The organism is Pseudomonas crudilactis, assembly GCF_013433315.1.
Taxonomy (GTDB): Bacteria; Pseudomonadota; Gammaproteobacteria; order Pseudomonadales; family Pseudomonadaceae; genus Aquipseudomonas; species Aquipseudomonas crudilactis.
The window spans coordinates 1-24,744 of the sequence record NZ_WXVV01000006.1; the positions used below are offsets into that span (position 1 = coordinate 1).

At 60.1% G+C, this 24,744-nt stretch carries 28 protein-coding genes; 20 read left to right on the forward strand and 8 right to left on the reverse strand.

Annotation, left to right across the window (positions count from 1 at the left end; all coding sequences use genetic code 11):
• Positions 1-305: 305 nt before the first annotated feature.
• Both rhtA and GTU76_RS08130 read left to right on the forward strand, forming a co-directional pair.
• Positions 306-1,193, forward strand: a complete 888-nt coding sequence (rhtA, locus tag GTU76_RS08125) for a threonine/homoserine exporter RhtA (RefSeq protein WP_016985412.1) — start codon at positions 306-308, stop codon at positions 1,191-1,193.
• A 167-nt stretch (positions 1,194-1,360) separates the two neighbouring features.
• Positions 1,361-1,642: a hypothetical protein gene (locus GTU76_RS08130; RefSeq protein ID WP_016985413.1), complete on the forward strand. Its 282-nt coding sequence runs from the start codon at positions 1,361-1,363 to the stop codon at positions 1,640-1,642.
• 1 nt (position 1,643) lies between these two features.
• On the opposite strand, the gene GTU76_RS08135 is transcribed toward GTU76_RS08130, so the two are convergent.
• On the reverse strand, positions 1,644-2,207 hold the full coding sequence (locus GTU76_RS08135) for a TetR/AcrR family transcriptional regulator (protein ID WP_175553666.1): 564 nt from the start codon (positions 2,205-2,207) through the stop codon (positions 1,644-1,646).
• 91 nt (positions 2,208-2,298) lie between these two features.
• On the opposite strand from GTU76_RS08135, the gene GTU76_RS08140 reads away from it, so the two are divergent.
• Both GTU76_RS08140 and GTU76_RS08145 read left to right on the forward strand, forming a co-directional pair.
• Positions 2,299-3,027 carry an SDR family oxidoreductase gene (locus tag GTU76_RS08140; protein ID WP_175553665.1) on the forward strand — a complete coding sequence of 243 codons (729 nt, stop codon included), beginning with the start codon at positions 2,299-2,301 and terminating at the stop codon, positions 3,025-3,027.
• 33 nt (positions 3,028-3,060) lie between these two features.
• Positions 3,061-3,657, forward strand: a complete 597-nt coding sequence (locus GTU76_RS08145; protein WP_180698398.1) for a 2-hydroxychromene-2-carboxylate isomerase — start codon at positions 3,061-3,063, stop codon at positions 3,655-3,657.
• A 43-nt stretch (positions 3,658-3,700) separates the two neighbouring features.
• Here the strand turns inward: GTU76_RS08145 and GTU76_RS08150 are convergent, their stop codons facing one another.
• The 4 genes from GTU76_RS08150 to GTU76_RS08165 all read right to left on the reverse strand — a co-directional run bounded on the left by GTU76_RS08150 (position 3,701) and on the right by GTU76_RS08165 (position 7,911).
• Entirely contained in the window at positions 3,701-5,509 is a 1,809-nt protein-coding gene (locus tag GTU76_RS08150; protein ID WP_180698399.1) for an aminopeptidase P family protein, read from the reverse strand.
• Positions 5,510-5,565: 56 nt separating this feature from the next.
• Positions 5,566-6,732 carry an aminotransferase class V-fold PLP-dependent enzyme gene (locus tag GTU76_RS08155; RefSeq protein ID WP_180698400.1) on the reverse strand — a complete coding sequence of 389 codons (1,167 nt, stop codon included), beginning with the start codon at positions 6,730-6,732 and terminating at the stop codon, positions 5,566-5,568.
• Between the two features lie 205 nt (positions 6,733-6,937).
• Positions 6,938-7,552 carry a LysE family translocator gene (locus GTU76_RS08160; protein WP_180698401.1) on the reverse strand — a complete coding sequence of 205 codons (615 nt, stop codon included), beginning with the start codon at positions 7,550-7,552 and terminating at the stop codon, positions 6,938-6,940.
• A 101-nt stretch (positions 7,553-7,653) separates the two neighbouring features.
• On the reverse strand, positions 7,654-7,911 hold the full coding sequence (locus GTU76_RS08165; RefSeq protein WP_016985420.1) for a hypothetical protein: 258 nt from the start codon (positions 7,909-7,911) through the stop codon (positions 7,654-7,656).
• A 390-nt stretch (positions 7,912-8,301) separates the two neighbouring features.
• On the opposite strand from GTU76_RS08165, the gene msuE reads away from it, so the two are divergent.
• The 4 genes from msuE (at position 8,302) to GTU76_RS08185 (ending at position 12,454) form a co-directional block, all read left to right on the forward strand.
• Positions 8,302-8,865, forward strand: a complete 564-nt coding sequence (gene msuE / locus GTU76_RS08170) for an FMN reductase (RefSeq protein WP_016985421.1) — start codon at positions 8,302-8,304, stop codon at positions 8,863-8,865.
• Positions 8,866-8,875: 10 nt separating this feature from the next.
• Positions 8,876-10,021: an FMNH2-dependent alkanesulfonate monooxygenase gene (ssuD, locus tag GTU76_RS08175; RefSeq protein WP_007949711.1), complete on the forward strand. Its 1,146-nt coding sequence runs from the start codon at positions 8,876-8,878 to the stop codon at positions 10,019-10,021.
• A 108-nt stretch (positions 10,022-10,129) separates the two neighbouring features.
• Positions 10,130-11,317, forward strand: a complete 1,188-nt coding sequence (locus GTU76_RS08180) for an acyl-CoA dehydrogenase family protein (RefSeq protein WP_180698402.1) — start codon at positions 10,130-10,132, stop codon at positions 11,315-11,317.
• Positions 11,318-11,353: 36 nt separating this feature from the next.
• A complete protein-coding gene (locus GTU76_RS08185) occupies positions 11,354-12,454 on the forward strand; it encodes a sigma-54 interaction domain-containing protein (protein WP_016985423.1) in 1,101 nt (366 codons plus the stop codon).
• Here GTU76_RS08185 and GTU76_RS08190 read toward each other — a convergent pair.
• Entirely contained in the window at positions 12,451-12,804 is a 354-nt protein-coding gene (locus GTU76_RS08190; protein ID WP_180698403.1) for an antibiotic biosynthesis monooxygenase, read from the reverse strand. The two genes, GTU76_RS08185 and GTU76_RS08190, sit on opposite strands and share 4 nt — an antisense overlap.
• 93 nt (positions 12,805-12,897) lie before the next feature.
• Between GTU76_RS08190 and soxR the strand changes: the two genes are divergently transcribed.
• From soxR to GTU76_RS08210, 4 genes are all read left to right on the forward strand, one after another.
• Positions 12,898-13,350 carry a redox-sensitive transcriptional activator SoxR gene (gene soxR, locus GTU76_RS08195; RefSeq protein WP_180698404.1) on the forward strand — a complete coding sequence of 151 codons (453 nt, stop codon included), beginning with the start codon at positions 12,898-12,900 and terminating at the stop codon, positions 13,348-13,350.
• A gap of 104 nt (positions 13,351-13,454) precedes the next feature.
• Positions 13,455-13,913, forward strand: a complete 459-nt coding sequence (locus GTU76_RS08200; protein WP_016985426.1) for a VOC family protein — start codon at positions 13,455-13,457, stop codon at positions 13,911-13,913.
• 222 nt (positions 13,914-14,135) lie between these two features.
• Complete coding sequence (locus GTU76_RS08205; RefSeq protein WP_180698405.1) at positions 14,136-15,011, forward strand: alpha/beta fold hydrolase; 876 nt, start codon at positions 14,136-14,138, stop codon at positions 15,009-15,011.
• Between the two features lie 24 nt (positions 15,012-15,035).
• A complete protein-coding gene (locus GTU76_RS08210) occupies positions 15,036-15,986 on the forward strand; it encodes a LysR substrate-binding domain-containing protein (RefSeq protein ID WP_180698406.1) in 951 nt (316 codons plus the stop codon).
• Positions 15,987-16,112: 126 nt separating this feature from the next.
• Here the strand turns inward: GTU76_RS08210 and leuD are convergent, their stop codons facing one another.
• Both leuD and leuC read right to left on the reverse strand, forming a co-directional pair.
• Positions 16,113-16,727, reverse strand: coding sequence for a 3-isopropylmalate dehydratase small subunit (gene leuD / locus GTU76_RS08215; protein ID WP_180698407.1), 615 nt, complete (start codon positions 16,725-16,727; stop codon positions 16,113-16,115).
• The gene (gene leuC, locus GTU76_RS08220) at positions 16,724-18,142 is read right to left on the reverse strand and encodes a 3-isopropylmalate dehydratase large subunit (protein WP_180698408.1); all 1,419 of its coding nucleotides are present in this window, start codon (positions 18,140-18,142) and stop codon (positions 16,724-16,726) included. Before leuC ends, leuD begins: the two co-directional genes overlap by 4 nt.
• A gap of 392 nt (positions 18,143-18,534) precedes the next feature.
• Between leuC and GTU76_RS08225 the strand changes: the two genes are divergently transcribed.
• Genes GTU76_RS08225 through GTU76_RS08260 form a run of 8 tightly spaced genes read left to right on the forward strand, consistent with a single transcriptional unit; the run spans position 18,535 to position 24,704 of the window.
• On the forward strand, positions 18,535-19,734 hold the full coding sequence (locus tag GTU76_RS08225) for a PepSY-associated TM helix domain-containing protein (RefSeq protein WP_016985431.1): 1,200 nt from the start codon (positions 18,535-18,537) through the stop codon (positions 19,732-19,734).
• Positions 19,731-20,273, forward strand: a complete 543-nt coding sequence (locus tag GTU76_RS08230) for a hypothetical protein (RefSeq protein WP_016985432.1) — start codon at positions 19,731-19,733, stop codon at positions 20,271-20,273. The genes GTU76_RS08225 and GTU76_RS08230 overlap by 4 nt, the downstream gene beginning before the upstream one ends.
• Positions 20,270-20,611: a hypothetical protein gene (locus GTU76_RS08235; protein WP_016985433.1), complete on the forward strand. Its 342-nt coding sequence runs from the start codon at positions 20,270-20,272 to the stop codon at positions 20,609-20,611. The genes GTU76_RS08230 and GTU76_RS08235 overlap by 4 nt, the downstream gene beginning before the upstream one ends.
• Positions 20,608-21,183, forward strand: a complete 576-nt coding sequence (locus tag GTU76_RS08240) for a DUF6162 family protein (protein WP_180698409.1) — start codon at positions 20,608-20,610, stop codon at positions 21,181-21,183. The genes GTU76_RS08235 and GTU76_RS08240 overlap by 4 nt, the downstream gene beginning before the upstream one ends.
• 35 nt (positions 21,184-21,218) lie before the next feature.
• Positions 21,219-22,148: a metal ABC transporter substrate-binding protein gene (locus GTU76_RS08245; protein ID WP_034155183.1), complete on the forward strand. Its 930-nt coding sequence runs from the start codon at positions 21,219-21,221 to the stop codon at positions 22,146-22,148.
• Entirely contained in the window at positions 22,138-22,899 is a 762-nt protein-coding gene (locus GTU76_RS08250; protein ID WP_180698482.1) for a metal ABC transporter ATP-binding protein, read from the forward strand. Before GTU76_RS08245 ends, GTU76_RS08250 begins: the two co-directional genes overlap by 11 nt.
• Positions 22,899-23,798 (forward strand): metal ABC transporter permease, encoded by a 900-nt coding sequence (locus GTU76_RS08255; protein WP_180698410.1) that lies wholly within the window; start codon positions 22,899-22,901, stop codon positions 23,796-23,798. Before GTU76_RS08250 ends, GTU76_RS08255 begins: the two co-directional genes overlap by 1 nt.
• A complete protein-coding gene (locus GTU76_RS08260; protein ID WP_180698411.1) occupies positions 23,799-24,704 on the forward strand; it encodes a metal ABC transporter substrate-binding protein in 906 nt (301 codons plus the stop codon).
• The last annotated feature ends 40 nt before the right edge of the window (positions 24,705-24,744 follow it).

Genomic DNA, 24,744 nt, shown 5'->3' on the forward strand with positions numbered 1-24,744 from the left:
AATTCTACAGCGTTACACGCTGCTGTCAACACCTCTTTTTCAACTTCCTTTTGGCTTCGATGACCTGAAGCTACCTGCTGCCGAAACTTACATAACTCATTGAATCTCAAGTAGTTTTCCGTTTCGACTGCGCCGGAAGTGGGGCGAATTATAGACATCTGAAATCTGCCGTCAACCGTTAATTCCGTTTTTTATCAAAACCATTGAAAAGCCTGCTTATATATAGACGCATCGTTCGCGAATGCGCAGTATATTGCTCAACACCCAAAATAATACCCAGCTCTTACCTTGGACGATGCCGCGTAATGAATGACCAACCCCGCTCGATTGCCTCAATGCTGTTTCCGGTTGGCCTGCTATTGATCGCCATGGCATCAATCCAGTCCGGCGCATCCTTGGCAAAAAGCATGTTCCCGGTGGTCGGCGCTCAGGGTACGACCACTCTGCGGCTAATCTTCGCCAGCGTGATCATGCTGTTGTTGCTGCGTCCATGGCGAGCGAAGCTGACAGCCAAGTCGTTACGTACGGTCATCGTCTACGGCATGGCGTTGGGCGGCATGAATTTCCTTTTCTATATGTCATTGCGCACAGTTCCACTGGGCATCGCCGTTGCTCTTGAGTTCACTGGCCCGCTGGCAGTCGCTATCTACGCCTCCCGGCGCGCTATCGACTTTCTCTGGATCGGTCTGGCCGCTGCAGGGTTGCTATTGTTGATACCTACAGGAGCAACAACCGCCGGAATCGATCTGGTGGGTGCCGGCTATGCATTGGCGGCTGGCGTCTGCTGGGCACTGTACATTCTGTTCGGCCAGAAGGCCGGTGCTGACAACGGGGTCACGACTGCGGCGTTAGGCGTGATGATCGCGGCGTTGTTCGTGGCTCCCATTGGCATAGTGCACGCCGGCGCCGCGCTATTGACGCCTTCGCTGATTCCGATTGCCATCGGCGTCGCCATCCTGTCCACTGCCCTTCCCTATACCCTGGAAATGGTTGCACTCACTCGCATGCCTGCACGCACCTTCGGCACACTGATGAGCATCGAACCGGCGTTCGGTGCGCTCTCCGGCCTGCTGTTTCTCCAGGAATACCTCACGCTGTCACAATGGATGGCGATCCTGTGCATTATTCTGGCCTCCGTCGGCGCAACCCTGACTATGGGCAGCACCGCCAAGCCTGCCATTGCGGCAGATTGAAACAGGATTTGACGAAGGTCTGGTATTTGGCGTTCATATAGGCCATGTTTAGGCCCGCAACCCAATGCCAGGCATGGATTTTTTCGGACAGGGATTTCAAAACGCTTAAAGCGCAAGCGAATACAGGCAGACCCGAGCGTAGACTCGCGGCCGCTATAAGGACGGGAATGAAACGAATTTTGATACTGATCGCCGTACTCGCAATCGCGGGCTGCGCGGCGACTTCGAAAACCCAGGTAAAACACGGTAAGAAAGGACTGCATATCAACTGTTCGGGGCTCTCGTCCTCTTGGGACCAGTGCTATACCAGCGCTGCCAACGCCTGCGCACCCAAGGGCTATAAGGTCATTGCCAAGTCAGGAGACTCCGTGGAGGAGCCCGGCGACTATCCATTCGGCCTCAATCCCGCTGGTTATACCAGCCGTAGCATGATCGTCATCTGCAAATAGATCACGGCTGCCTGGCGATCTGGCGGCAGATCTCGTCATGGCTGGACGTCAGCACCACCCGCTGGATGTCCGGTGTGGCCAGCATACGCGCCACCACCAACGCACCAACGCATTGCGACAGCACTGACCATGCCACGCTGTCACTCTCGAGTATCTGCGCCCAACTTTCCTGAAGCCGGCAGATCCACAGCTCGGCCTGCTCACGCACCTGGATATCAGAACGGGCGATTTCCGCGCCCAAGGCCGGCAACGCGCAACCCGATTCAGGCTGCTCAACATGGGCCATATTCAAATAATGTTTAAGACAGCGCTCCAGACGCTCACGATCCTTCGCGCCCTCGCCTCCCAGTCGCTCGAGGCTTTGACATAACTCTCGCTCGACAATGGCAGTGAACAACGCATCTTTCGACGAAAAGTGGCTGTAAAACGCCGCACCGCTCAATCCAATAGCCTTCATCAAACCATCGACGCCCACCGTGGAAAACCCGGAGCGCTTTGCTGACAGCGCGCTGCTCTGCAATAGCTTTTCCCGGGTTTCCAGCTTGTGATTGGCGGAGTAACGCATGTATTTGCCCTCGAATCGACTGCCTTGACGTTGTCTGGATCCTAGCATAACGTTCGTTCACTTAACGATCGTTTGATAAAGGGGCTCACCCATGAATAACAAGAAGGTCGTATTGGTTGTCGGCGCTGGTGATGCCACGGGCGGCGCGATTGCCAAGCGTTTTGCCAAGGAAGGATTCATAGCCTGCGTCACCCGCCGCAGCGCCGACAAATTGCAGCCACTGGTGCACGCGATCAAGGCTGAAGGCGGCGAAGCCCACGGCTTTGCCTGCGATGCGCGCAAGGAAGAAGACGTCACCGCGCTGATTGAAGACATCGAAACTCGCGTCGGTCCGATCGAAGCCTTTGTGTTCAATATCGGCGCCAACGTGCCGTGCAGCATTCTTGAAGAAACCGCGCGCAAGTATTTCAAGATTTGGGAAATGGCCTGTTTCTCCGGTTTCCTCAATGCTCGTGAAGTGGCCAAACGCATGGTCACGCGCAATCGCGGCACGATTCTTTTCACCGGTGCCACCGCCGGACTTCGCGGCGCTTCCGGATTCGCCGCATTCGCCGGCGCCAAGCACGGTATTCGCGCACTGGCGCAAAGCATGGCGCGGGAACTGGGGCCAATGAACATCCACGTCGCCCATGTGGTGGTCGACGGCGCCATTGACACCGATTTCATTCGCAACAGTTTCCCCGAGAAGTACGCCACCAAAGATCAGGATGGCATACTCAATCCCGAGCACATCGCCGAGAACTACTGGTATCTGCACAGTCAGCCACGGGATGCCTGGACGTTCGAGCTGGACCTGCGTCCCTGGAACGAACGCTGGTAAGCCCTCCATAACAATAACGACAGAGACGCGAAAATGACCAAAACCGTGGAGTTCTATTTCGACCTTGGCAGCCCTGCCACCTACCTGGCCTACACCCAATTACCAAAGATCTGCGCCGCGACGGGCAGTGAGCTGATCTACGTTCCAATGTTGCTCGGTGGTGTATTCAAGGCAACCGGCAACGCATCCCCGGCGATGATTCCGGCGAAGGGTCGGTATATGTTTGAGGATCTGGACCGCTACGCGAAACGCTACGGGGTGCCGCTGAAATTCAATCCGCATTTCCCGATCAACACTCTGATGTTGATGCTTGCGGTTACCGGCATCCAGTTGCGCCAACCAGCACGCTTTCAGGCGTTTATCGATTGTCTGTTCACGGCGCTATGGGTTGAAGGATGCAGCCTCGACGACCCCGCTACCGTCGCCGCCGTGCTGAGCGAACACGGCTTCGATCCGCAGGAAGTGTTAGCGCTGACCAATGACGAATCCGTCAAAGCAAAGCTCAAGGAGAACACCGAAATCGCGGTTAAACGCGGTGTGTTCGGGGCACCCAGTATGTTTATCGGCAATCAGCTGTTCTTCGGCCAGGATCGGCTCGACTTCGTTGAGGAAGCCTTGCGCCAAGGCTAAGCGATCATTCAGGCGCTGCTAACAGCGCCTGAATTGCAACGGATCAGATAGCGACAGTGCGGGTATTCAACCATTCCAGCGCAGCACCCTCAAGCAATGGACTCAAGCGCTCACGCACTTGCGCGTGGTAGTCGTTGAACCACTGTTTCTCTTCCTCCGTCAGCAGCGCCGGCAGCAGGCAACGCGTGTCGATCGGGCACAGCGTCAAGGTTTCAAACTTGAGGAACTCACCGAATTCGCTGCTGCCCGCCTCGCGATTCATCGCCAGGTTCTCGATACGCACGCCCCAACGACCCGGACGGTAGGTGCCTGGCTCGATCGAAGTAATCATCCCCGGCTGCATGGCCGTTTGCGGCGCAGGCGCGGCCTGGTAGGCAATGACCTGTGGCCCCTCGTGAACGTTGAGGAAGTAGCCAACACCGTGACCGGTGCCATGACCGTAATCCACGCTGTCGGCCCAGATCGGCGCGCGGGCAATGGCGTCCAGCAGCGGCGACAGAATGCCTTTCGGGAACTGCGCTCGCGACAGGGCAATCACGCCCTTCAACACCCGCGTGCAATCGCGCTTCTGCTCTTCGGTCGGTGTACCGACCGGCACCATCCGCGTGATATCCGTGGTGCCGCCCAGGTATTGGCCGCCCGAGTCGATCAGCAGCAAGCCGTCACCCTCGATGACTGCGTGTTCTTCTTCGGTCGCGTGGTAATGCGGCATCGCGCCATTGGCGTTGAACGCGGCGATGGTGTTGAAGCTCAGCGAGACATAATCCGGACGACGCTCGCGAGCAGCCGTGAGCTTCTCGTCGATGGTCAGTTCGGTAATGCGCTCGCGGCCCCAGGCCGATTCCAGCCAGGCAAAAAACTCGCACAGCGCGGCGCCGTCCTGCTCCATCGCTTGGCGGATGTGCCGAGCATCGGCTTCACTTTTCTGCGACTTGGCCAACGTGGTCGGGTTCAAGCCTTCGACCAGTTTCACACCGCTGTCGAGGTTATCCAGCAAACCGCTGGTCACTCGCGCCGGGTCCACCAGCAGGCTCGCGCCACTCGGCACGGCACGTAGGGCATCGGCGACTTCGCTGTAATCACGCAGCGTCACGCCGTCCGTCTCGAGCACCGCGCGCAAATCCGCGTCAACCTTGCTCAACGCTACGAACAAAGTGGCCTGCTGCTGACCGATCAACGCAAATGAAACAAACACCGGGTTGAACGACACATCGCCGCCGCGCAGGTTGAACAGCCAGGCAATGTCATCCAGGGTGGCGATGAAATGCCAGTCAGCGCCCCGCTCTTGCAAGGTTTCGCGCAGTTTGGCGAGTTTTTCGCCACGGCTGACCGTCGCTTGTGGTGGCAGATGCTGATAGATCGGTGCATTCGGCAGGCTTGGACGATCACTCCAGACTTCTTGCAGCAGATCGATGTCGGTACGCAGACGTGCACCGCGTGCTTCCAGTTTGCTGCTCAGGGTACGCGCCGATGCCACGGCCATCACCGCACCGTCAACCGCGACCACGCCACCTTCCGGTGTCTTCTCGGCCAGCCAGTCCAGCGGGCTCGGCTGACCCGGTTGCAATTTGACCAGTTCAATGCCGCTGCCCTTGAGCTCCTTGGTCGCCTGTTCCCAGTAACGACTGTCGGCCCAGACGCCGGCGAAATCAGCGGTGACAATCAAAGTGCCAACCGAACCATGGAAGCCCGACAACCACTGCCGGCCCTGCCAGTAACCCGGCAGATACTCCGACAAATGCGGGTCGGCGGACGGCACCAGCAGTGCGTGAATGCCTTCGCGGCACATCAGTTCGCGGGTGTGCGCCAGGCGCTGGGGCACCGATCCGTCGGTCGAGGTCTGGGTACTCATCATGTCTCCTGCTAATCACTTCATCGTTATTGTTCGTAGCCGTTGGGGCGGCTCGTTTAAAGCCCTGTCGCCCAGAATGCCGGAGCACTGGCGCAGGCGGTCTTGATCAGTTGAACAGCCTTGTCGATATCTTCGGCGGTGGTGAAGCGGCCGAGGCTCAGCCGAATGGTGCGACCGGCCAGATGTGCGTCGTGTCCCAGCGCCAACAACACGTGGGATGGCGCATTACTCGCCGAGTTGCAGGCCGAGGTCGCGGAAAACGCGATCGAATGACTCAACGCCGCGCTGTTGAATTCGCCTTCGCTGAAGGTCAGGCTCAAGGTGTGCGGGATGCGTTGAGTGGCGCAGCCATTGAGACGGACGCCCGGCAGGCTGAGCAGTTGCTCGAGCAAGCGCTCACGCAATTCGACGATGGTTTTTTTCTCGGCCTCGAAGGCCTCGGCGGCCAAGGCAAACGCTGCGCCCATGCCGGCAATCTGGTGCGTCGCCAAGGTTCCGGAGCGCAAGCCGCCCTCGTGCCCACCGCCATGAATCTGCGCCTGTAAACGCTGTTGCGCGCGTGGGCCGACGTACAGCGCGCCGATGCCTTTGGGGCCGTAAAGTTTGTGCGCCGAAAACGACATCAGATCCACTGGCCATTGCTGCAGATCGATGGCCACTTTACCGGCGCCTTGCGCCGCGTCGACATGGAACAACGCCTCGCGACTGCGCACCACATCGCCAATTGCTTGAACATCGTTGACCGTGCCCAACTCGTTGTTGACCAGCATCAGCGACACCAGAAAGGTGTCCTCACGCATGGCTTCACTGACTGCTTGCGGGGTGATCAGGCCATTGGCGTCCGGCACCAGATAGGTTACGGCGATGCCGGCGTCCTGCAATTGGCGGGCGGTATCGAGGATCGCTTTGTGTTCAATCTGGCTGGTGATGATGTGGCCGCCGGATACCCCGCGCGCCTGAGCTACGCCTTTGAGGGCGAGGTTATTGGACTCGGTGGCACCGGAGGTCCAGACAATCTGCTGGGCTTGCGCGCCCACCAGTTCGGCGACCTGCCCGCGGGCCTGCTCGACCGTCTGCCGGGCCTGCTGGCCAAACGCATGGGAGCTGGAAGCCGGGTTGCCAAAATTACCGTGAAACCCCAGACACTCGATCATCACCTGGATGACCCGCTCGTCAACCGGGGTGGTGGCGGCGTAATCGAAATACAACGGACGTGTGTTCATAAAAGACTCGCAGAGCGTGTTCCGGGATCAGGAGGCTCGTGTCTGCAAACGGCACGGCGCAGCCTTGTGAGCTGCGCGTCGGTTCGAGAGCGTCATCAATACCTGATCGGATGCCGTTAAAGAAGAACAACTTCATTTAAAAGTGCGTAGGAACGCTCCTGAAGCCGAGCTTAACAGGCATCCGGCCTGCGGTTGAAGCGATGCGTCAGCTAAAGCTTTCGAGAAGTAACGGGTACAGCGAAATCACCAGCAATGCGGCCATGCCCCAGTTGAACACGCGCAACCAGCGCGGATCCTTCAGCACATTGCGCAACAACGTCCCGCAGGCGGCCCAGACGCCGACGCTCGGCAGGTTGATGATGGCGAACACTGCAGCAATCACCACGACATTGGTGAAGTAGCCCTGCATCGGCGTGTACGTGCTGATGGCGCCGATGGCCATGATCCAGGCTTTGGGATTGACCCACTGAAAGGCAGCGGCGCCGAGATAGCTGATCGGCTTCGCCTCGCCTTCGGCGCTGTCGCCGACAGGCCCCGAGTGAGCGATTTTCCACGCCAGATACAGCAGATACGCCGCGCCGACATAGCGCAGAACCGTATAGAGAATCGGGTAGGTCTGAAACACCGCGCCGAGGCCAAAGCCCACGGCCACCACCAGAACGAAAAAGCCACAGGTAATTCCGAGCATATGCGGGATGGTGCGGTTGAAGCCAAAATTCACCCCCGATGCCAGCAACATGGTGTTGTTCGGCCCCGGCGTAATCGAGGTGACAAGGGCAAACAGGGCAAAGCCCAACCGCAGGTCAAGCGAGAGGTTCATGGCAGGCAATCCATCAGGGTCATTCAGGTGTTGACCCTATCCCACGCCGCCCGGCAAGCCCACGGACAGTTGGGTAAAACTTCCAGCAGTACAGTTTGTTTTCAGCTAGGACGACCGTGCAGCTGTACGGCACGTTCGGCGCTCATTTCAGCTTTTTTGTCGAACCGGGTCTGACCGAGCAGTTGGGCTTTTTTCGCGTGGTATTCATCGAAAGACAAGCCGCTGCGGTTCAGTGCTTCCATCGCCAATTCGCGGGATTCTTCATCGGTGTAAGGGCGCAGCTCCGGCGAAACATGTCCGGCACAACCGGCGAGCACGGAGACAGCGAGCAACAGGGAAACAGTCAGTAAACGATTCATGGGAGCGTCCTGGCGAGCAATGGGGAGTCGATGGACAAAGGCTACGCCCGGGCACGCTCACGCAGAAATCAACGCTTTCAATAGTGGCTATCAGGAATTCGACACAAAATGCCGCATATCTCCTAACGATCTATAAATATCAATTAACGTTCTTTTACGGAATAACAAACTGCCTTTATAACTCCATCCATGCGCTGCGCACTGTTGCTCCAGCAACTGTTGCTCAGCCAACACTGAATCAGCAAAGCGCCCCGCTACTCACAGGGGCGAACGCCACGCTGACGCTCAACGCCTTTTAAACCGGGGCTTCCAGGAATTGGTACAGCGTTTGCTCAGACCCGGTGACTCATTCACTGCTCGCTGAGCAACTGTTGAAAAAAGGAACTGATCATGTCGCGTCCCCTGAAAGTCGTCGCCCTCTCCGGCGGCACCTGGCGTCCGTCGCGCACTCTGGTGCTGACCCAGGCCTTGCTCGCCGAACTGGCCGGGCACTTGACCATCGAAAGCCATTTGATCGAACTCGGTGATATCGCTCGGCCGCTCGGCGGCGCGCTGTCGCGTCAGGAGCTCAGTGCCGAGGTTGAAGCCGAGTTGCAGGCCATTGAACAGGCCGATCTGCTGATCGTTGCCGCGCCGGTTTATCGCGGTTCCTACCCGGGCCTGCTCAAGCATTTGTTCGACCTGATCGACCTCAACGCACTGATCGACACGCCGGTGCTGCTGGCCGCAACCGGCGGCAGCGAACGCCATGCGCTGGTCCTCGATCACCAGTTGCGCCCGCTGTTCAGCTTCTTCCAGGCCATGACCTTGCCGATCGGCGTGTACGCCACTGAAGCCGACTTCGCCGATTACCAGATCACCAGCGAACTATTGAAGGCGCGCATCCGTCTGGCCGCCGAACGCGCGGCGCCGCTGTTCGCCACACAAATCAAACCCTTGCTGAAAATCGCCTGAGGAGCCGTTCATGGATGTTTTCTGGTTCCTGCCGACCCACGGCGACGGCCACTATCTGGGCACCACCCAAGGCGCACGCCCGGTCACGCTCAACTATTTGAAACAAGTCGCCCAAGCGGCTGACAGCCTCGGCTACCACGGCGTACTGATTCCCACCGGGCGCTCCTGCGAAGACTCGTGGGTCATCGCCTCGGCGCTGGTGCCGTTGACCGAGCGTCTGCGTTATCTGGTGGCGATCCGTCCGGGGATCATTTCGCCGACGGTATCGGCGCGCATGGCCGCTACCCTTGATCGACTGTCCAACGGGCGCTTGTTGATCAACGTCGTGACCGGCGGCGATCCGGATGAAAACCGTGGCGACGGCAGTTTCCTCAGCCACGCCGAGCGCTATGAAGTTACCGATGAATTCCTGAAGATCTGGCGCCGCGTGTTACAGGGCGAGGCAGTGGATTTCGACGGCAAACACCTGAAGGTGCAGAACGCCAAAGCGCTGTATCCGCCGGTGCAAAAACCCTATCCGCCACTGTACTTTGGCGGCTCCTCCGATGCGGCGCATGATCTGGCCGCCGAACAGGTCGACGTCTATCTGACTTGGGGCGAACCACCGGCCGCCGTCGCGGAAAAACTCGCCGATGTGCGCGAACGCGCGGCGCGGCATGGGCGCAAGGTCAAGTTCGGCATTCGCCTGCATGTAATCGTGCGCGAGACCGCCGAAGAGGCCTGGAAAGCCGCGGACAAACTGATCGAACACATCAGCGACGAGACCATTGAAGCGGCGCAGAAGTCTTTCTCGCGGTTCGACTCCGAAGGCCAGCGGCGCATGGCGGCGTTGCACGATGGCCGTCGCGACAACCTCGAAATTGCCCCCAACCTGTGGGCCGGTGTCGGCCTGGTGCGCGGCGGTGCCGGGACGGCATTGGTCGGCGATCCGCAACAAGTTGCGGCGCGGATCAAGGAATACGCGGATCTGGGCATCGAGAGTTTCATCTTCTCCGGTTACCCGCACCTGGAAGAGGCTTACCGCTTTGCCGAGTTGGTGTTCCCGTTGCTGCCCGAGCCTTACGCGAGTCTGGCCGGGCGTGGCGTGACCAATCTGACCGGGCCGTTTGGCGAAATGATTGCCAATGATGTGCTGCCCACAAAAGCCTCGGCATAAACCGGATCTATTGTGTAGGAGCTGCCGCAGGCTGCGATCTTTTGATCTTAAAAAGATCGCAGCCTGCGGCAGCTCCTACACCGGCTGAGTGAATTCAGGAGTGTTGGTGTGACCGCCAAACCGCAAAGTACTTTGTTATCCCCGCTGCAGACCGCCCGCCAACTGGCCGCCGAGTTTGCCCTGACCGCCGTCGAGCGTGACGAGCGTGGCGGCACGCCGAAGGCCGAGCGCGATGCACTGCGTGACAGCGGCCTGCTGGCCCTGAGCATTCCCACCCGCTACGGCGGCCTCGGCGCGAGCTGGAGCGAAACCCTGCAAGTCGTTCGCGAGTTCGCCAAGGTCGATAGTTCGATCGCCCACGTTTTCGGCTTTCATCATTTGATGCTCGCCACCGTGCGCCTGTTCTCGCGACCGGAACAATGGCAGCCGTGGTTCGAACAGACCGCGCGGCAGAACTGGTTCTGGGGCAATGCGCTCAACCCGCTCGACACCCGCACCGTGGTCAAGGATCTCGGCGGCTGGCGCGAATTTTCCGGAAAGAAAAGCTTCTGTTCCGGCGCCAGCGATTCACAGATGCTGATCGCCTCCGCCGTCGATGAAAGCGCCGGCGGCAAGTTGCTGATCGCGGCGATTCCCAGCGGGCGCAGTGGCATCACCCTGCACAACGACTGGAACAACATCGGCCAGCGCCAGACCGACAGCGGCAGCGCCACGTTTGAACGGGTGCGCGTTGAAGAGTCGGAACTGCTCCTCGATCCCGGTCCGCTGAGCACGCCGTTCGCTTGCTTGCGACCGTTGATTGCGCAACTGACGTTCACGCATATGTTTCTCGGGATTGCCGAAGGTGCTTTCGAAGAGGCGCGGCAGTACACCCTCAGTGAAACCCGTCTCTGGCACAAATCCTCGGCGCGCGATGCGCGTGAAGATCCGTACGTGCTCGCGCATTACGGCGAGTTCTGGGTGGCGCTGGAAGGCATTCGTCTGTTGGTCGAACGCGCGGCGGCATTGCTCGATGAGGCCTGGGCCAAAGGCGCGAATCTCAGCGCCGAAGAGCGCGGCCATGTCGCCACCGCGATTGCCACCGCCAAAGTCGCTGCCAGCCGTCAGGGACTGGAAATTTGCAGCCGTTTGTTCGAAGTGACCGGCGCGCGTTCGACCCACGCCTCCCTGCGCCTCGACCGCCACTGGCGCAACCTGCGCACGCAAACTTTGCACGACCCGCTGGATTACAAACTCCATGAGCTGGGCGACTGGGCGCTGAATCAGTCGCTGCCGGTGCCGACCTTCTATTCCTGACCTGCCTGCATTTGAACTGAAAAGAAGGACGAGCCCATGCAACTGCTGACCCTACCGCCCTCCCCCGCGCTCGCCACGTCGATCCGCGCCACCGCGCAGGTCTTCGAAGACCCGAAGTCCCAGGCCCTGCTTGCGCATTTGCAACAGGTCGCGCCGAGTGAAGCGAGTGTGCTGATCATCGGCGAAACCGGGACTGGCAAAGAGCTGGTGGCGCGGCATATTCATAACCTGAGCAATCGCCGTCATCGGCCGTTTATTGCGGTCAATTGCGGGGCGTTTTCCGAATCGTTGGTGGAAGCGGAGTTGTTCGGTCATGAAAAAGGCGCGTTCACCGGTGCGCTGAGCGCCAAGGCCGGATGGTTCGAGGAAGCGGACGGCGGCACCTTGTTTCTCGATGAGATCGGCGATCTGCCGATGGCGATTCAGGTGAAGTTGCTGCGGGTTTTGCAGGAGCGCGAAGTGGTGCGGCTCGGCTCGCGCAAAAGCATACCCATCGACGTACGGGTACTGGCGGCAACCAACGTGCAACTGGAAAAAGCCATCAATGCCGGCAACTTTCGTGAGGATCTGTATTACCGCCTCAACGTGGTCAATCTGGAACTGAGCCCGTTGCGCGAGCGTCCCGGCGATATCCTCCCGCTCACTCGTCACTTCATCGAAGCCTACAGTCAGCGCCTCGGCTATGGACGCGTGAGTATCAGCCCCGGCGCCGAGCACAAGCTGCGCGCTTACAGTTGGCCGGGCAATATTCGCGAGCTGGAAAACGTCATCCATCACACGTTGCTGATCTGCCGCAACGGCGTGATCGAACGCGACGATCTGCGCCTGTCGAACCTGCGCATCGAACGCCCCGACGATCATGCCGGCACTGACGATTCACCGGAGGCGCTGCTGGAACAGGCCTTTCAAAAACTGTTTGCGCAACAAGCCGGCGCGTTGCACGAGAAGGTCGAAGACGCTTTGCTGCGCGCGGCGTATCGCTTTTGCCATTACAACCAGGTGCACACTGCGGCATTGCTCGGTCTGAGCCGCAACGTCACCCGCACGCGTTTGATCAAAATCGGCGAACTGGCAGTGAACAAGCGGCGACTCACGGAAAACCTGCAAGGTGAGCGTTTGATCCAGTTATCGATCTAACCGACCAGGTTGCAGTGCAGCGCATCGTCGTGACTGCGGGCGATGCTGCTCAGCACCTGGAACGAATTGAAGGTCACGGTTTTCGCCTGATGGGTGTGGATCAGTTGCCAGAAATCCTGTTCGCCACTCTCGAAGCTGCGAAATGCCGCCTCCCCCGCCTCGCGGGTCTGCCATTGCAGAAAACTCAACACGCGCCGGCCGTCATCGCTGGCTTGCACGCTGGCGCTGACAAAACCGTCGTGGCGCTGAGCCAGGCGCTCGGTCTGCATTGATAGCGCAGTGACCAGGGCGGGTTGCTGTCGGGGTTCGATTTCAAATTCGATCAATTGGGTAAAACTGCGGTTGTTCATGGAAAGCCCCCACTCATCGTAAGACGAGCCTTGCGACTCGAAGGGCTGCAGGGTAAAACCTCTAGTTAAGTCAAGGTCAAGAGCATTTTTGCAATGATCACCAAGGAAACCGTGCACAAGCAACTCACCGTCGGTGAAGTCGCCGCACGCAGTGGTGTAGCCGTCACCGCCCTGCACTTTTATGAATCCAAAGGCCTGATCAAGAGCCAGCGCAACGCCGGCAACCAGCGGCGCTATCCGCGCGAAGTGCTGCGCCGGGTGGCCTTGATCAAGGTTGCGCAGCGGCTGGGGATTCCATTGGCGGAAATTGGCGAGGCGCTGAAAATTCTCCCGGATGATCGTGCGCCGACGGCAGCAGACTGGAAACTCCTCTCGGAGCAATGGCGACGGGAACTGGACGAACGGATCGAGCAGTTGATGCTACTGCGCGACCGGCTCAATGGCTGCATCGGTTGCGGGTGTTTGTCGATGGAGGCCTGCCCGCTGCGCAATCAGGGCGATGTACTGGGTGAACAGGGGCCAGGGCCGCACTTTCCCAAAGACTGACGCTCGTCGGGCAAAAATTTGCACGGCGAGGACAGTTCTATAGTGAATCTTCCACAAATCCGGTGGAGCCACATCTCATAGAACAAAAAGTCAGGGAGAACGTCATGAGCGTCAAACCCATTCCCGAGGGGTATCACAGCATTACCCCGTACCTCGGCATCCACAAAGCCGCCGAGGCCATCGACTTCTATAAAAAAGCCTTCGGCGCGACCGAAGTCATGCGTTTGGCCATGCCCGACGGCGGCATCGGCCACGCCGAACTGCGCATTGGCGACAGCGCGATCATGCTCGGCTCGCCGTGCGATCAGGGGCCGTTGAGCAACCCGGACCAAGCAGTTTCGGTTGGTTTGCATTTGTATGTGACCGATGTCGACAAGTCGTTTCAACGAGCGCTGGATGCCGGCGCGACGACGATATCCGAGGTCAAGGATCAGTTTTACGGTGATCGCAGCGGGACGTTGAAGGATCCGTATGGGCATCTGTGGTTTCTGGCCACGCGCAAGGAAGATCTGACTGAAGAGCAGATCAAGCAGCGGGCGATGGAGATGTTTCAGCAGGGTTGAGAGTTGCAGTGTCTGCAATGGCGCTATCGCGAGCAGGCGAAGGCCTACAGGGGAACGCATTCCAACTGTGGGAGCGAGCTTGCTCGCGAAGGGGCCGGCACAGACAATGAAAAACCTCATCAACACACTTCATGAACCTGCCCACCACGCTTTGCCCCTTGCCGCAAACGCCGGACGATTTCAGGATGCAGCCAACCAGAACCCTGAACAAGGATCAGCCCGATGTTTGCCGGATTCCGCAAAGATCAGCGCCACGTCAACGGCGTCGACATCGCCTACCGCCTCGGCGGCAGCGGCCCCGGCCTGCTGCTGTTGCACGGCCACCCGCAGACCCACGTGATCTGGCACAAGATTGCCGAACAATTGGCCGAACACTTCACCGTGGTCGCCGCCGACCTGCGCGGTTACGGTGACAGCAGTCGCCCGGCGGCCGATGAGTTGCACATTAATTACTCGAAACGCGAAATGGCCCGCGACAATGTCGAGCTGATGCAGTCGCTGGGCTTCGCGCAGTTTTCGATTCTCGCCCACGACCGTGGCGCACGAGTCGCCCATCGCCTCGCGCTCGACCACCCCGCCGTCGTGCGGCGCATGATGCTGCTCGACATCGCGCCGACCCTATCGATGTACGCGCAGACCAACGAAGCCTTCGCCCGCGCGTATTGGCACTGGTTTTTCCTGATCCGTCCGGCGCCACTGCCGGAGACCTTGCTCGAAGCCGATCCCGAAGCGTATTTGCGCAGCGTGATGGGCAGCCGCAGCGCCGGACTCAAGCCGTTTACCGATGCAGCCTTCAATGAATACCTGCGTTGCCTGCAACAACCGGGCAGCGCCCGTGGTATCTGCGAGGACTATCGCGCCAGCGCCGGCATCGACCTTGAGCACGACCGCGCCGACATCGCCGCCGGGCATCACCTGAATCTGCCACTGCGCGTGTTGTGGGGCGCCGAAGGCACGGTCGGCCGTTGCTTCAATCCGCTCAAGGAATGGCAGCAGGTGGCGACCAGCGTCAGCGGTCAGGCATTGCCCGCCGGCCATTACCTTGCCGAAGAAGTCCCCGAACTGTTGCTTGCCGAAGCCCTGGCCTTTTTGCGCTGACCGGAACCACTGGATCCCGGTGCTATGCTGGCGGCTTCTGCCGCCAGTGTTCGTTTTGACATGTCCCAGAAGAAAGACACCGTGCCCCTGCCCGAAGACCTGCGTGTGCTGCTTACCGTGATCCGCAAAAACGGCTTTGCCGCTGCGGCGGATGAATTGGGCCTGTCGCCGGCCTACGTCAGCAAACGCATCCAGATTCTTGAAACCACCCTCGGTACTCGCCTGTTGCACCGCACCAGCCGTCGCGTCTCGCTGACCGAGGATGGCGAACGCGTGCAGCGCTGGGCATTGCGCATTCTCGATGACTTCCAGCAACTGCACGACGAACTCTGCGACGCCCACGACAGCCCGCGCGGGCGTTTGCACATCTGCAGCAGTTTCGGTTTCGGGCGCAATCACGTCGCGCCGGCGGTGTCGTTGCTGGCCGAACGTTACCCGCAACTGGGGATTCGCCTCGACCTGTTTGACCGCGTCGTGGACATCATCAACGAAGGCTTCGACCTGGAGATCCGCGTCGGCGATGACATTCCCGGCCAACACATCGGCCGGCGTCTGGTCAGTAACCGGCGGGTGCTGTGCGCCGCTCCCGGTTATTTGCAACGGCGTGGCACGCCGCAAACGCTGGACGACCTGCAGCAGCACGATTGCCTGGTGATCAAGGAGCGCGACAATGCCTTCGGTATCTGGAATCTGGATCGCGATGGCGGCCAAGAGAACGTGCGGGTCAGCGGGCCGTTGTCGTCCAACAATGGCGAGATTGTTTTGCAATGGGCGCTGGACGGGCGCGGGGTGTTGTTGCGCTCGCTGTGGGATGTGAAGCCGTTGCTGGAACAAGGGCGGTTGGTGCAGGTGCTGGACGATTACAGCCAGAGCGCCAATGTCTGGGCGGTGTACCCGACGCGGCTGGCTCATTCCGGCAAGTTGCGCGCGTGTGTGGAGTTTTTGCAGGCGCATTTCAAAGGCTTGTCGCTGTAACCCGAAACCACACAAAACCCTGTAGGCCTTCGCCTGCTCGCGATAGCGGTGTGTCAGATACAACAATTCTGACTGATCCGCCGCTATCGCGAGCAAGCTCACTCCTACAGGGGGATCAGTGGTGGGTCAGGAGAGCCAAGGGTTGATGGTCAGATGTTGGCGTTCGAAGGCTTTGATCTGTTCGCGCCGTTGCAGGGTACTGCCGATGGCATCCAGGCCGAGCAGCAGTGCAGTTTTGCGCAGGGTATCGATCTGGAAATCGATCATGCTGCCATCCGCCAAACCAATCTGCTGCGCCTCCAGATCGATACTGATCCGCGCCGTCTCAGGCTCACCGACAAGCCGCCCGATGCGCTGCACCTGCGCCTCTTCCAAGGTGATCAACAACACCCCGTTACGCTGGCAGTTGTCGTAAAAGATCCCGGCAAAACTGCTGCCGATCAACGCGCGGATACCCATCTGCTGCAACCCCCAGACCGCGTGTTCACGGCTGGAACCGCAGCCAAAATTCGGCCCGACAACCAGGAAACTTGCGCCCTGCCACGCCGGTTGGTTCAACACGAAGTCGGGGTCGGGCTGGCCATCGCGCAGAAAGCGCAGATCGAAAAACAGCCCGTGATCGAGTCCCTGGCGGTCAATGCCTTTGAGAAACTGCTTGGGCATGATTACGTCAGTGTCGACATTGGCCGCCAATAACGGCGCGGCCTGACCGCTGACTTCAGTGAAAGGTTGCAGGCTCATGGGCGTTCTCCAAAGTGGCGGATATCGGTGAGTCGACCACTGATGGCCGCCGCAGCGACCATTGCCGGGCTCATCAAATGGGTGCGGGCGCCGGCGCCCTGCCGGCCTTCGAAGTTGCGGTTGGTGCTGGATGCGCAGCGGTCGCCGGGCGCGAGCACGTCGTCGTTCATCGCCAGGCACATCGAGCAGCCGGACTGCCGCCATTCGAAACCGGCGTCGATAAAGATCTGCGCCAACCCTTCGGCTTCGGCCTGCGCGCGAACTTCGCTGGAACCGGGAACGATCATCGCCCGCACATGTTCGGCGACTTGCTGACCGCGCACGACGCTGGCCGCATCGCGCAGGTCTTCGATCCGCGCGTTGGTGCATGAGCCGATAAAGGCGTGGCTGATGACGATATCGCTGAGCGCCATGCCCGCTTCGAGCCCCATATAGTTGAGGGCACGACGCATGTCCTGACGCAGGATCGGGTCGCTGATCGCTTGCGGATCCGGCACCCGCGCTCCGATGGCGGCGGCCTGATCGGGGCTAGTGCCCCAGGTGACCATCGGTTCCAGCACGCTGGCATCCAGATGAATCTCGCGGTCAAACACCGCGCCCGGATCACTGCGCAGTTCGCGCCACTTCTTCACGCCCCGTTCCCAAAGCCCACCTTGCGGCGCGCGTGGCTTGCCCTTGAGATAGGCGAAGACTTTTTCGTCCGGCGCCATGAATGCGCCACGTGCGCCGGCCTCGACGGCCATGTTGCAGATGGTCATGCGCGCTTCAACGCTCAAGGCATTGATGGTCGAACCGCAGAACTCAATGGCGTAACCGCTGGCCCCGGAAGCGCCGATGCGACCGATCAGGGCCATGATCACGTCTTTGGAGGTCAGGCCCGGCGCCAGATCGCCGTCGACAGTCACGCGCATGCTTTTCAGACATTTGTAGACCAGCGTCTGCGAGGCCAGCAAATGCTCGATCTCGGACGTGCCGATGCCGAAACCGAAGGCGCCGAGCGCGCCATAGGTGGTGGTATGACTGTCGCCAGCAGCGATGACCATGCCCGGCAGAATGAAACCCTGCTCCGGCGCGATCACATGTTCGATGCCCTGACGTTTATCGAGAATGTCCAGCAACTCGATGCCAAAGTCCCGGCAGTTCTCCGCCAGATACGAGACTTGCCGCGCGCCGCCCGCATCAGGCATTGCCGCGATGCGCACAGGCGTGGTCGGGTTGACGTGATCAACCACCGCCAGCGCCGTGCCCGGCCGCCAGACATCGCGCTTGGCCGCGCGCAAACCGCTGAAGGCCTGCGGGCTGGTGTATTCGTTGATCACCTGGCGATCGATGTACAACAGGACATGGCCCTGATCGTCGAGGCGGCACACCGTGTGCGAATCGATGTGTTTGTCGTAGAGGGTTCTGGCGGTCATCAGGGCGCTCACTCAGGCAATCAGGGTGATTTCCATCATAGGCAGCGCGCAGCCGCCATCAATTGCCTGACAGTGATGGCGTGGATCATGAATCGTGTTTGATCCCATGCACGCAGCAAAAACCTGTGGGAGCGAGCTTGCTCGCGAAAGCGGTGGATCAGGCAACGGATGAAGTGACTGACCCGGCGCCTTCGCGAGCAAGGGGATTTGTGGTGATCGGGGAATTGGGAAACATTTGCTTTCATATCACCTTTCGGGATTTACCTCGCTCATCCGTCCTATAGAGATGCAGGCCGTTCGCGTAGGCAAAAGCCACGTCCGGTCTTCCGGGGACTCCCGTGCTGCGAAGCCCGTAGCTACGCGCCCTTTCACCGCTATCAAGACGCGCAATCATGTCGAAGAAATCCCGCTCCAAACTGTGGTTCCTCGTTCATAGCTGGCTGGCATTACCGATCTGGTTCTTTGTCCTGATCGTCTGCGTCACCGGCACCCTGGCGGTGGTCAGTCAGGAGATCGTCTGGCTGGCCAACCCGCAGATGCGTGCCAGCCAGCCAGCGGACGATGCGCCGCGACTCGGTTATGAGGAAATCATAACGGCCATCAAAACCGCAGAACCGCTGGCACTGGTGCAACGCATCAGCCGCCCGGACGAATCCCATTTCGCTCTTGATGTCACGCTCAGCTATCCGGACGGGCGATCGTTGGTGACCTACGTCAACCCGTATACGGGTGTTATTCAGGGTACGGCACCGCAATTCAATTTCCAGGCATTCACCCGCGCCCTGCATGGCTGGTGGCTGGTGCCTTTCACCAACGGTTATAGCTGGGGCTGGTATCTGGTATCGGCCCTGAGCTTTCCGCTGCTGGCATCGCTGATTACCGGGCTGGTGGTCTATAAACGGTTCTGGAAAGGTTTTTTCAGCCCAACGCTGCGTTTTCGTCACGGTGCGCGGATTTTCTGGGGTGACTTCCATCGCCTGAGCGGTATCTGGTCGATCTGGTTCATCGCGGTGATTTCCATCACCAGCACCTGGTTTCTGATTGAAGCGGTGCTGTCCGACAACCACATTTCCATTTCCAGCGAAGCGATCATTCCAGCCATGGCCCGTGACAGCGTGCCATTGACTGCCGATGGTCTGCCACCCGCCCGGATCAACCTGGATCGCGCCATCGAAATCGCCCAGCAAAAAATCCCCGGGCTGGAAGCCAGTGACATCAACATGCCGTTCAATGCCTACAGCCACCTCGATATCCGCGGTCGCGGCTGGTATCCCCTGATGTTCCAGAGTGCAACACTCAATCCCTACAGCGGCGATATGGCGTCTTCTCGAGTGCTGTCCGACCGCTCCTCGCTGGAATTTGTCACCGAATCCATGCGCCCGCTGCACACCGGTGATTTTGGTGGACTGTGGATCAAGCTGATCTGGTTCTTCTTCGGGTTGATCCTGAGCATGATGGTGCTCAGCGGTTTGTTGATCTGGACCAAACGCACCGCCCTGGCCACCGCCAACGCGCTCAAGCGCGAGAACAAGAAGCAACGCGCCAATGCGCAACCACTCCTCAACCGTGAACCTTCGGAGGCCAGCCTGTGAGCAAGATCACCACCGCCCCTCAGCCTTCACGACTGAACCTGTTCTGGCACAAATGGCGCTTTCACATCAACGTTCTGTTGTTGCTGATCCCACTGGGATTCATGCCCAAATACTTCGCCGACGCGGCGCTGTTTCGCGGCGACGCCGGCCTGGGCGAGCGTGAAATCGGTGAAATACAGGTCGGCCCGTGGAGCCTGCGTCTGGCCGAACTGCGCAATGAAGCGCCACGCTCCGACGGTCCCGCCGGTTACCTGAAAGCCTTCAGCGCCGCGCTGTGCACGGCCTGTGTCGAACCGGTCAAGGCAACTTACCTGCGTATCGGCAAACCGCGCAGCCTGCGCGCCGCCGGGGTGATTTTCTTCGGCACGCCTTACCGCATGGGTACGCAACTGCCGGTCCCGGTAAAAACCCCGGCCGACGCCGAACTGTGGATCACCATGGAAGGCTGGGACGGCAGCATGCATCAAGCCTCGATTCCCCTGAGTCAGGCCTCCCCCGCCACCATCGCCTGGCTGAACAAACAAGGAGCCAAACCATGACCCGCTCTCACCGCCCTTTGCGCCTGCACCTCAGTGCTGCGCTGCTGGTGCTGAGCACCGGCTTCAGCGCCGGCGCCCTCGCCCACAACCCGATGTGCGAATGCAAAGCCATCGATGCCGAGCAGATCAAATGCACCGGTGGCTTTTCCGACGGCAGCGGTGCGCCGGGGGTGACTCTGGATGTGATCGGCTACGACGAAACCATTCTGGTGCCGGGCAAGCTTGGCAGCGACTCGACCCTGACATTCAAGAAACCTGGCGCCGAGTTCTATGTGCTGTTCGACGCAGGCCCAGGCCACGTGGTTGAAATAGACCAAGCGGATATCGAATCCCCATGAGTACGCCAACCACACAAATCGTGCGCCCGGCCGGTGCCGGCCATGAAACCCTCAATGTCCTGCTGTTGTGCCTGTTGATCCTCGCGGTCGCCGGCTCTGTCGTCGCGTGGCGTGGGGTTTCCCATGAACCGGATCCCGTCGCCAGCCACCAGTTCGACGCGCGCCGCGACCTCAGCGCTTCAGAGCAAGGCATCTACGCCGACTTGCGAGTGACCCTCGACGAAATCCGTTTGCTGCGTGAAGAACAGCAAGCCCTGCCGACGCCGCAGAATCTGGCCGACGAAGGCTTCGCGCCGTTTGCCCAGGACGCGAGTTCGGTCAGCCGTGGTGGTCATGCCTGGCAGCTACTGGCGAACACGGCCTATTTCGGCCATAGCCAAAACCCGGCCATCGCCGGCTCGTTCGTCATGCTGTTGAGCAGCGATGACAAGGCCGCTGCGGACATCTGGCTCAACCGCGATGCCAGCCTGCAAGCGCCCACCGAATTGACCGAAGCCGCGCTGTCCGCCGCCGGCTGGAAACAGATCGTCGCGCAATACGATGCCGGGGTTACCCGCGAACATCGCCATTGATTCCTCGCCCTCATCCGAGAGAAGACCGCTTGCCCATGTCTATTTCATCGCCTCGCCGTCCATTGTTGCGTCTGTTCCTGCTCGGCCTCTGCGCCTGCCTCCTCAGTCCACTGGCCAGCGCCGATCAGGCCAAACGCCTGCGCATCGGCATCACCCTGCACCCTTATTACAGCTATGTGGCGAACATCGTTGGCGACAAGGCCGAGGTAGTGCCGCTGATTCCTGCCGGTTTCAACCCGCACGCCTACGAGCCGCGCGCCGAGGACATCAAACGCATCAGCGGGCTGGATGTGATCGTGCTCAACGGTGTCGGTCATGACGACTTCGCCGACCGCATGATCGCCGCCAGCGAAACGCCGAACATCAAAACCATCGAAGCCAACGAGAACGTGCCGCTGCTGGCTGCCACCGGCGTTGCCGCACGCGGCGCCGGCAAAGTGGTGAATCCGCACACGTTCCTGTCGATCAGCGCTTCCATCGCTCAGGTCAACAACATCGCTCGCGAACTGGGCAAACTCGATCCGGACAACGCCAAGACCTACACCCAGAACGCCCGCGCCTACGGCAAACGCCTGCGGCAAATGCGCGCCGACGCGCTGGCCAAACTGACTCAAGCGCCGAACGCCGAACTGCGCGTGGCCACAGTGCACGCCGCTTACGACTATCTGCTGCGTGAGTTCGGCCTGGAAGTGACCGCCGTGGTTGAACCGGCCCACGGCATCGAGCCAAGCCCAAGCCAGTTGAAGAAGACCATCGACCAATTGCGTGAACTGGACGTGAAAGTGATCTTCTCGGAGATGGATTTCCCCTCCACCTACGTCGAAACGATTCAGCGTGAATCCGGCGTCAAACTGTACCCGCTGTCGCACATTTCCTACGGCGAATACACCGCCGACAAGTACGAAAAGGAAATGACCGGCAACCTCAACACCGTGGTGCGGGCGATTCAGGAGTCTGGCGCATGACTTCCAGAGAAAACCTTTCCCCCGAAAACACCGAGTCCCCTGTGGGCCGACGCTGGAATTTGCGGAAGTCAGTCTGACGCTCGGCCGCACAACCATTCTCGACAAGGTCACCTTCCAGGTGCAGCCCGGCAGCGTACACGCGTTGGTCGGCCCCAACGGTGGCGGCAAGAGTTCACTGATCAAGACCCTGCTCGGGCAGATGCCACATCAGGGCCAGCTCAGCCTGCAATGGCCCGGCGAACCCGGCACCATCGGTTATGTGCCGCAGGCGCTGGAGTTCGATCGCGGCCTGCCAATGACCGTCGACGATTTCATGGCCGCCATGTGTCAACGACGCCCGGCGTTTCTCGGTTTGAGCAAGCGTTACGCCGGTGCCATTGGCGAAGCGCTGGAACGCGTCGGCATGCAGGACAAACGCAAGCGGCGCATGGGCGCGTTGTCCGGCGGTGAGCGGCAGCGTGTTCTGCTTGCACAAGGCTTGATTCCGGCACCGCAACTGCTGGTGCTGGATGAGCCGATGTCAGCCCTCGATGAAGCCGGGATTCAGGTGTTCGAGCGCCTGCTCAATGACTGGCGTGCGGCGGGCATCACGGTGCTGTGGATCGAGCACGATCTGGAAGCGGTCGGGCGTCTGGCCAGTCGCGTTACCGGCCTGAACCGTCGCGTGCTGTTCGACGCCACGCCACAACAGGCGCTGACCCCGGAACGTCTGCTCACGCTGTTTTCCACCCATCCACGGAGCGCTGCCTGATGAGTTACGAAGCCTTTCGTTTGATGGTGCAGGGCTGGGCCTCGTCCGGCTATCTGCCGGAAGCGCTGGCCTACGGTTTTGTGGTCAATGCGCTACTTGCCGGGCTGCTGATCGGCCCGGTACTCGGCGGCCTCGGGACGCTGGTGGTGGTCAAGCGCTTCGCGTTTTTCTCCGAAGCGGTGGGCCACGCGGCGCTGACCGGTGTGGCCATCGGCATTCTGCTTGGCGAGCCTTACACCGGACCGTACGGCAGCCTGTTCGGTTACTGCCTGTTGTTCGGCATCCTGCTCAATTATCTGCGCAACCGTACTGGTCTGGCGCCGGACACCTTGATCGGCGTGTTCCTCTCAGTGTCGCTGGCACTGGGCGCGAGTCTGCTGCTGATTCTGGCGGGCAAGATCAATGTGCACATTCTCGAGAACGTGTTGTTCGGCTCAGTGCTGACGGTCAATGGCAACGATCTGGCGGTGTTGGCCATTGTCGGTTCGCTGGTCATGGCCCTCGCCTTGCCGCTGTACAACCGCATCATGCTCGCCAGTTTCAACCCGCAACTGGCGGCCGTGCGCGGGGTGGCGGTGAAGACCCTGGATTATCTGTTCGTGATTCTGGTGACGCTGATCACCGTGGCAGCAGTAAAAGTCATTGGTGCGATTCTGGTCGGTGCACTGCTGGTGATTCCAGCGGCGGCGGCGCGTTTGCTCAGCCAGTCGCTCAAGGGCTTCTTCTGGTGCTCGGTAGTGATCGCCACGGTCAGTACGCTGTGCGGGATTCTGGCGCCCATCGTGTTCGATCTGCCGATTCCGTCCGGCGCCGCGATCATTCTGGTCGCCGGCATCGCTTTCGCCCTCGCCGCCATCGCGCGCGGGGTTGTCCCGAGCCTGAAAGGGAATCTTGGATAAATGACTTTTTCACTGCGCAAACTGACCCTGGCCATGACCCTGTGCGGCGTGATCTGCACGCCGTTGCTGGCTGCCGAAAACACCAGACCGCTGCGGGTGCTGGCCTCCTTGCCCATCACCTTTGGCTTGGCGGAAGCGCTGCTCAAAGGCACCGACGTCAATCTTGAACGGGCGGCGCCGGCGAACCTGCCGGGCAGTCGTCAGAGTGCCTACTTCACAGGGCGCGGCGCTCCGGCATTGAGCAAACTGGCCACTGCTGCCGATGCCGTGATTGGTGTGCGCTCGCTGTGGCCGGATGATCAGCTGTACCCGATTGCCCGCCGCAGCAATATCCGCATCGTTGAAGTCGATGCGGCGCGCCCGGTCGACGGTGCCCTGCCGGGCATTGCCGTACAACCGGATCTGAAGGTCGATGGCTTGAACAGTCAGCCATGGCTGGCCAGCAACAACATGGGACGCATGGCGGATGTGCTGGCGGCGGATCTGGTGCGCCTGGCACCAAGTGCCAAGCCTGCGATCGAGGCGAATCTGGCGACGTTGAAGCAACGTTTGCTGAAGCTCAGCGCCGATAGCGAAGCGCGACTGGCCAACGCCGACAATCTGAGTGTGATGAGTCTGAGCGATCACTTTGGCTACCTGATCGGCAGCCTCAATCTGGAGCTGATCGGCGAGGATCCACGGCCGGATGCGGAGTGGACGGCTGATGATCTGAAAAAACTCACGGCAACGCTGAAGGACAATGAGGTGGCGGTGGTGCTGTATCATCGGCAGCCGTCGGAGCCGGTGAAAGCGGCGATCACCGAGTCGGGTAGTCGTCTGGTGGTGTTGAGTACCGATGCGGCGGATCCGGTGGCAGAGCTGGAAGGCAATGTGGATTTGCTGCTGAAGGGTTTGAGCGGGGCTTAGTTCCAGCCGGACCGCGTTATCGTTCATCGCGAGCAGGCTC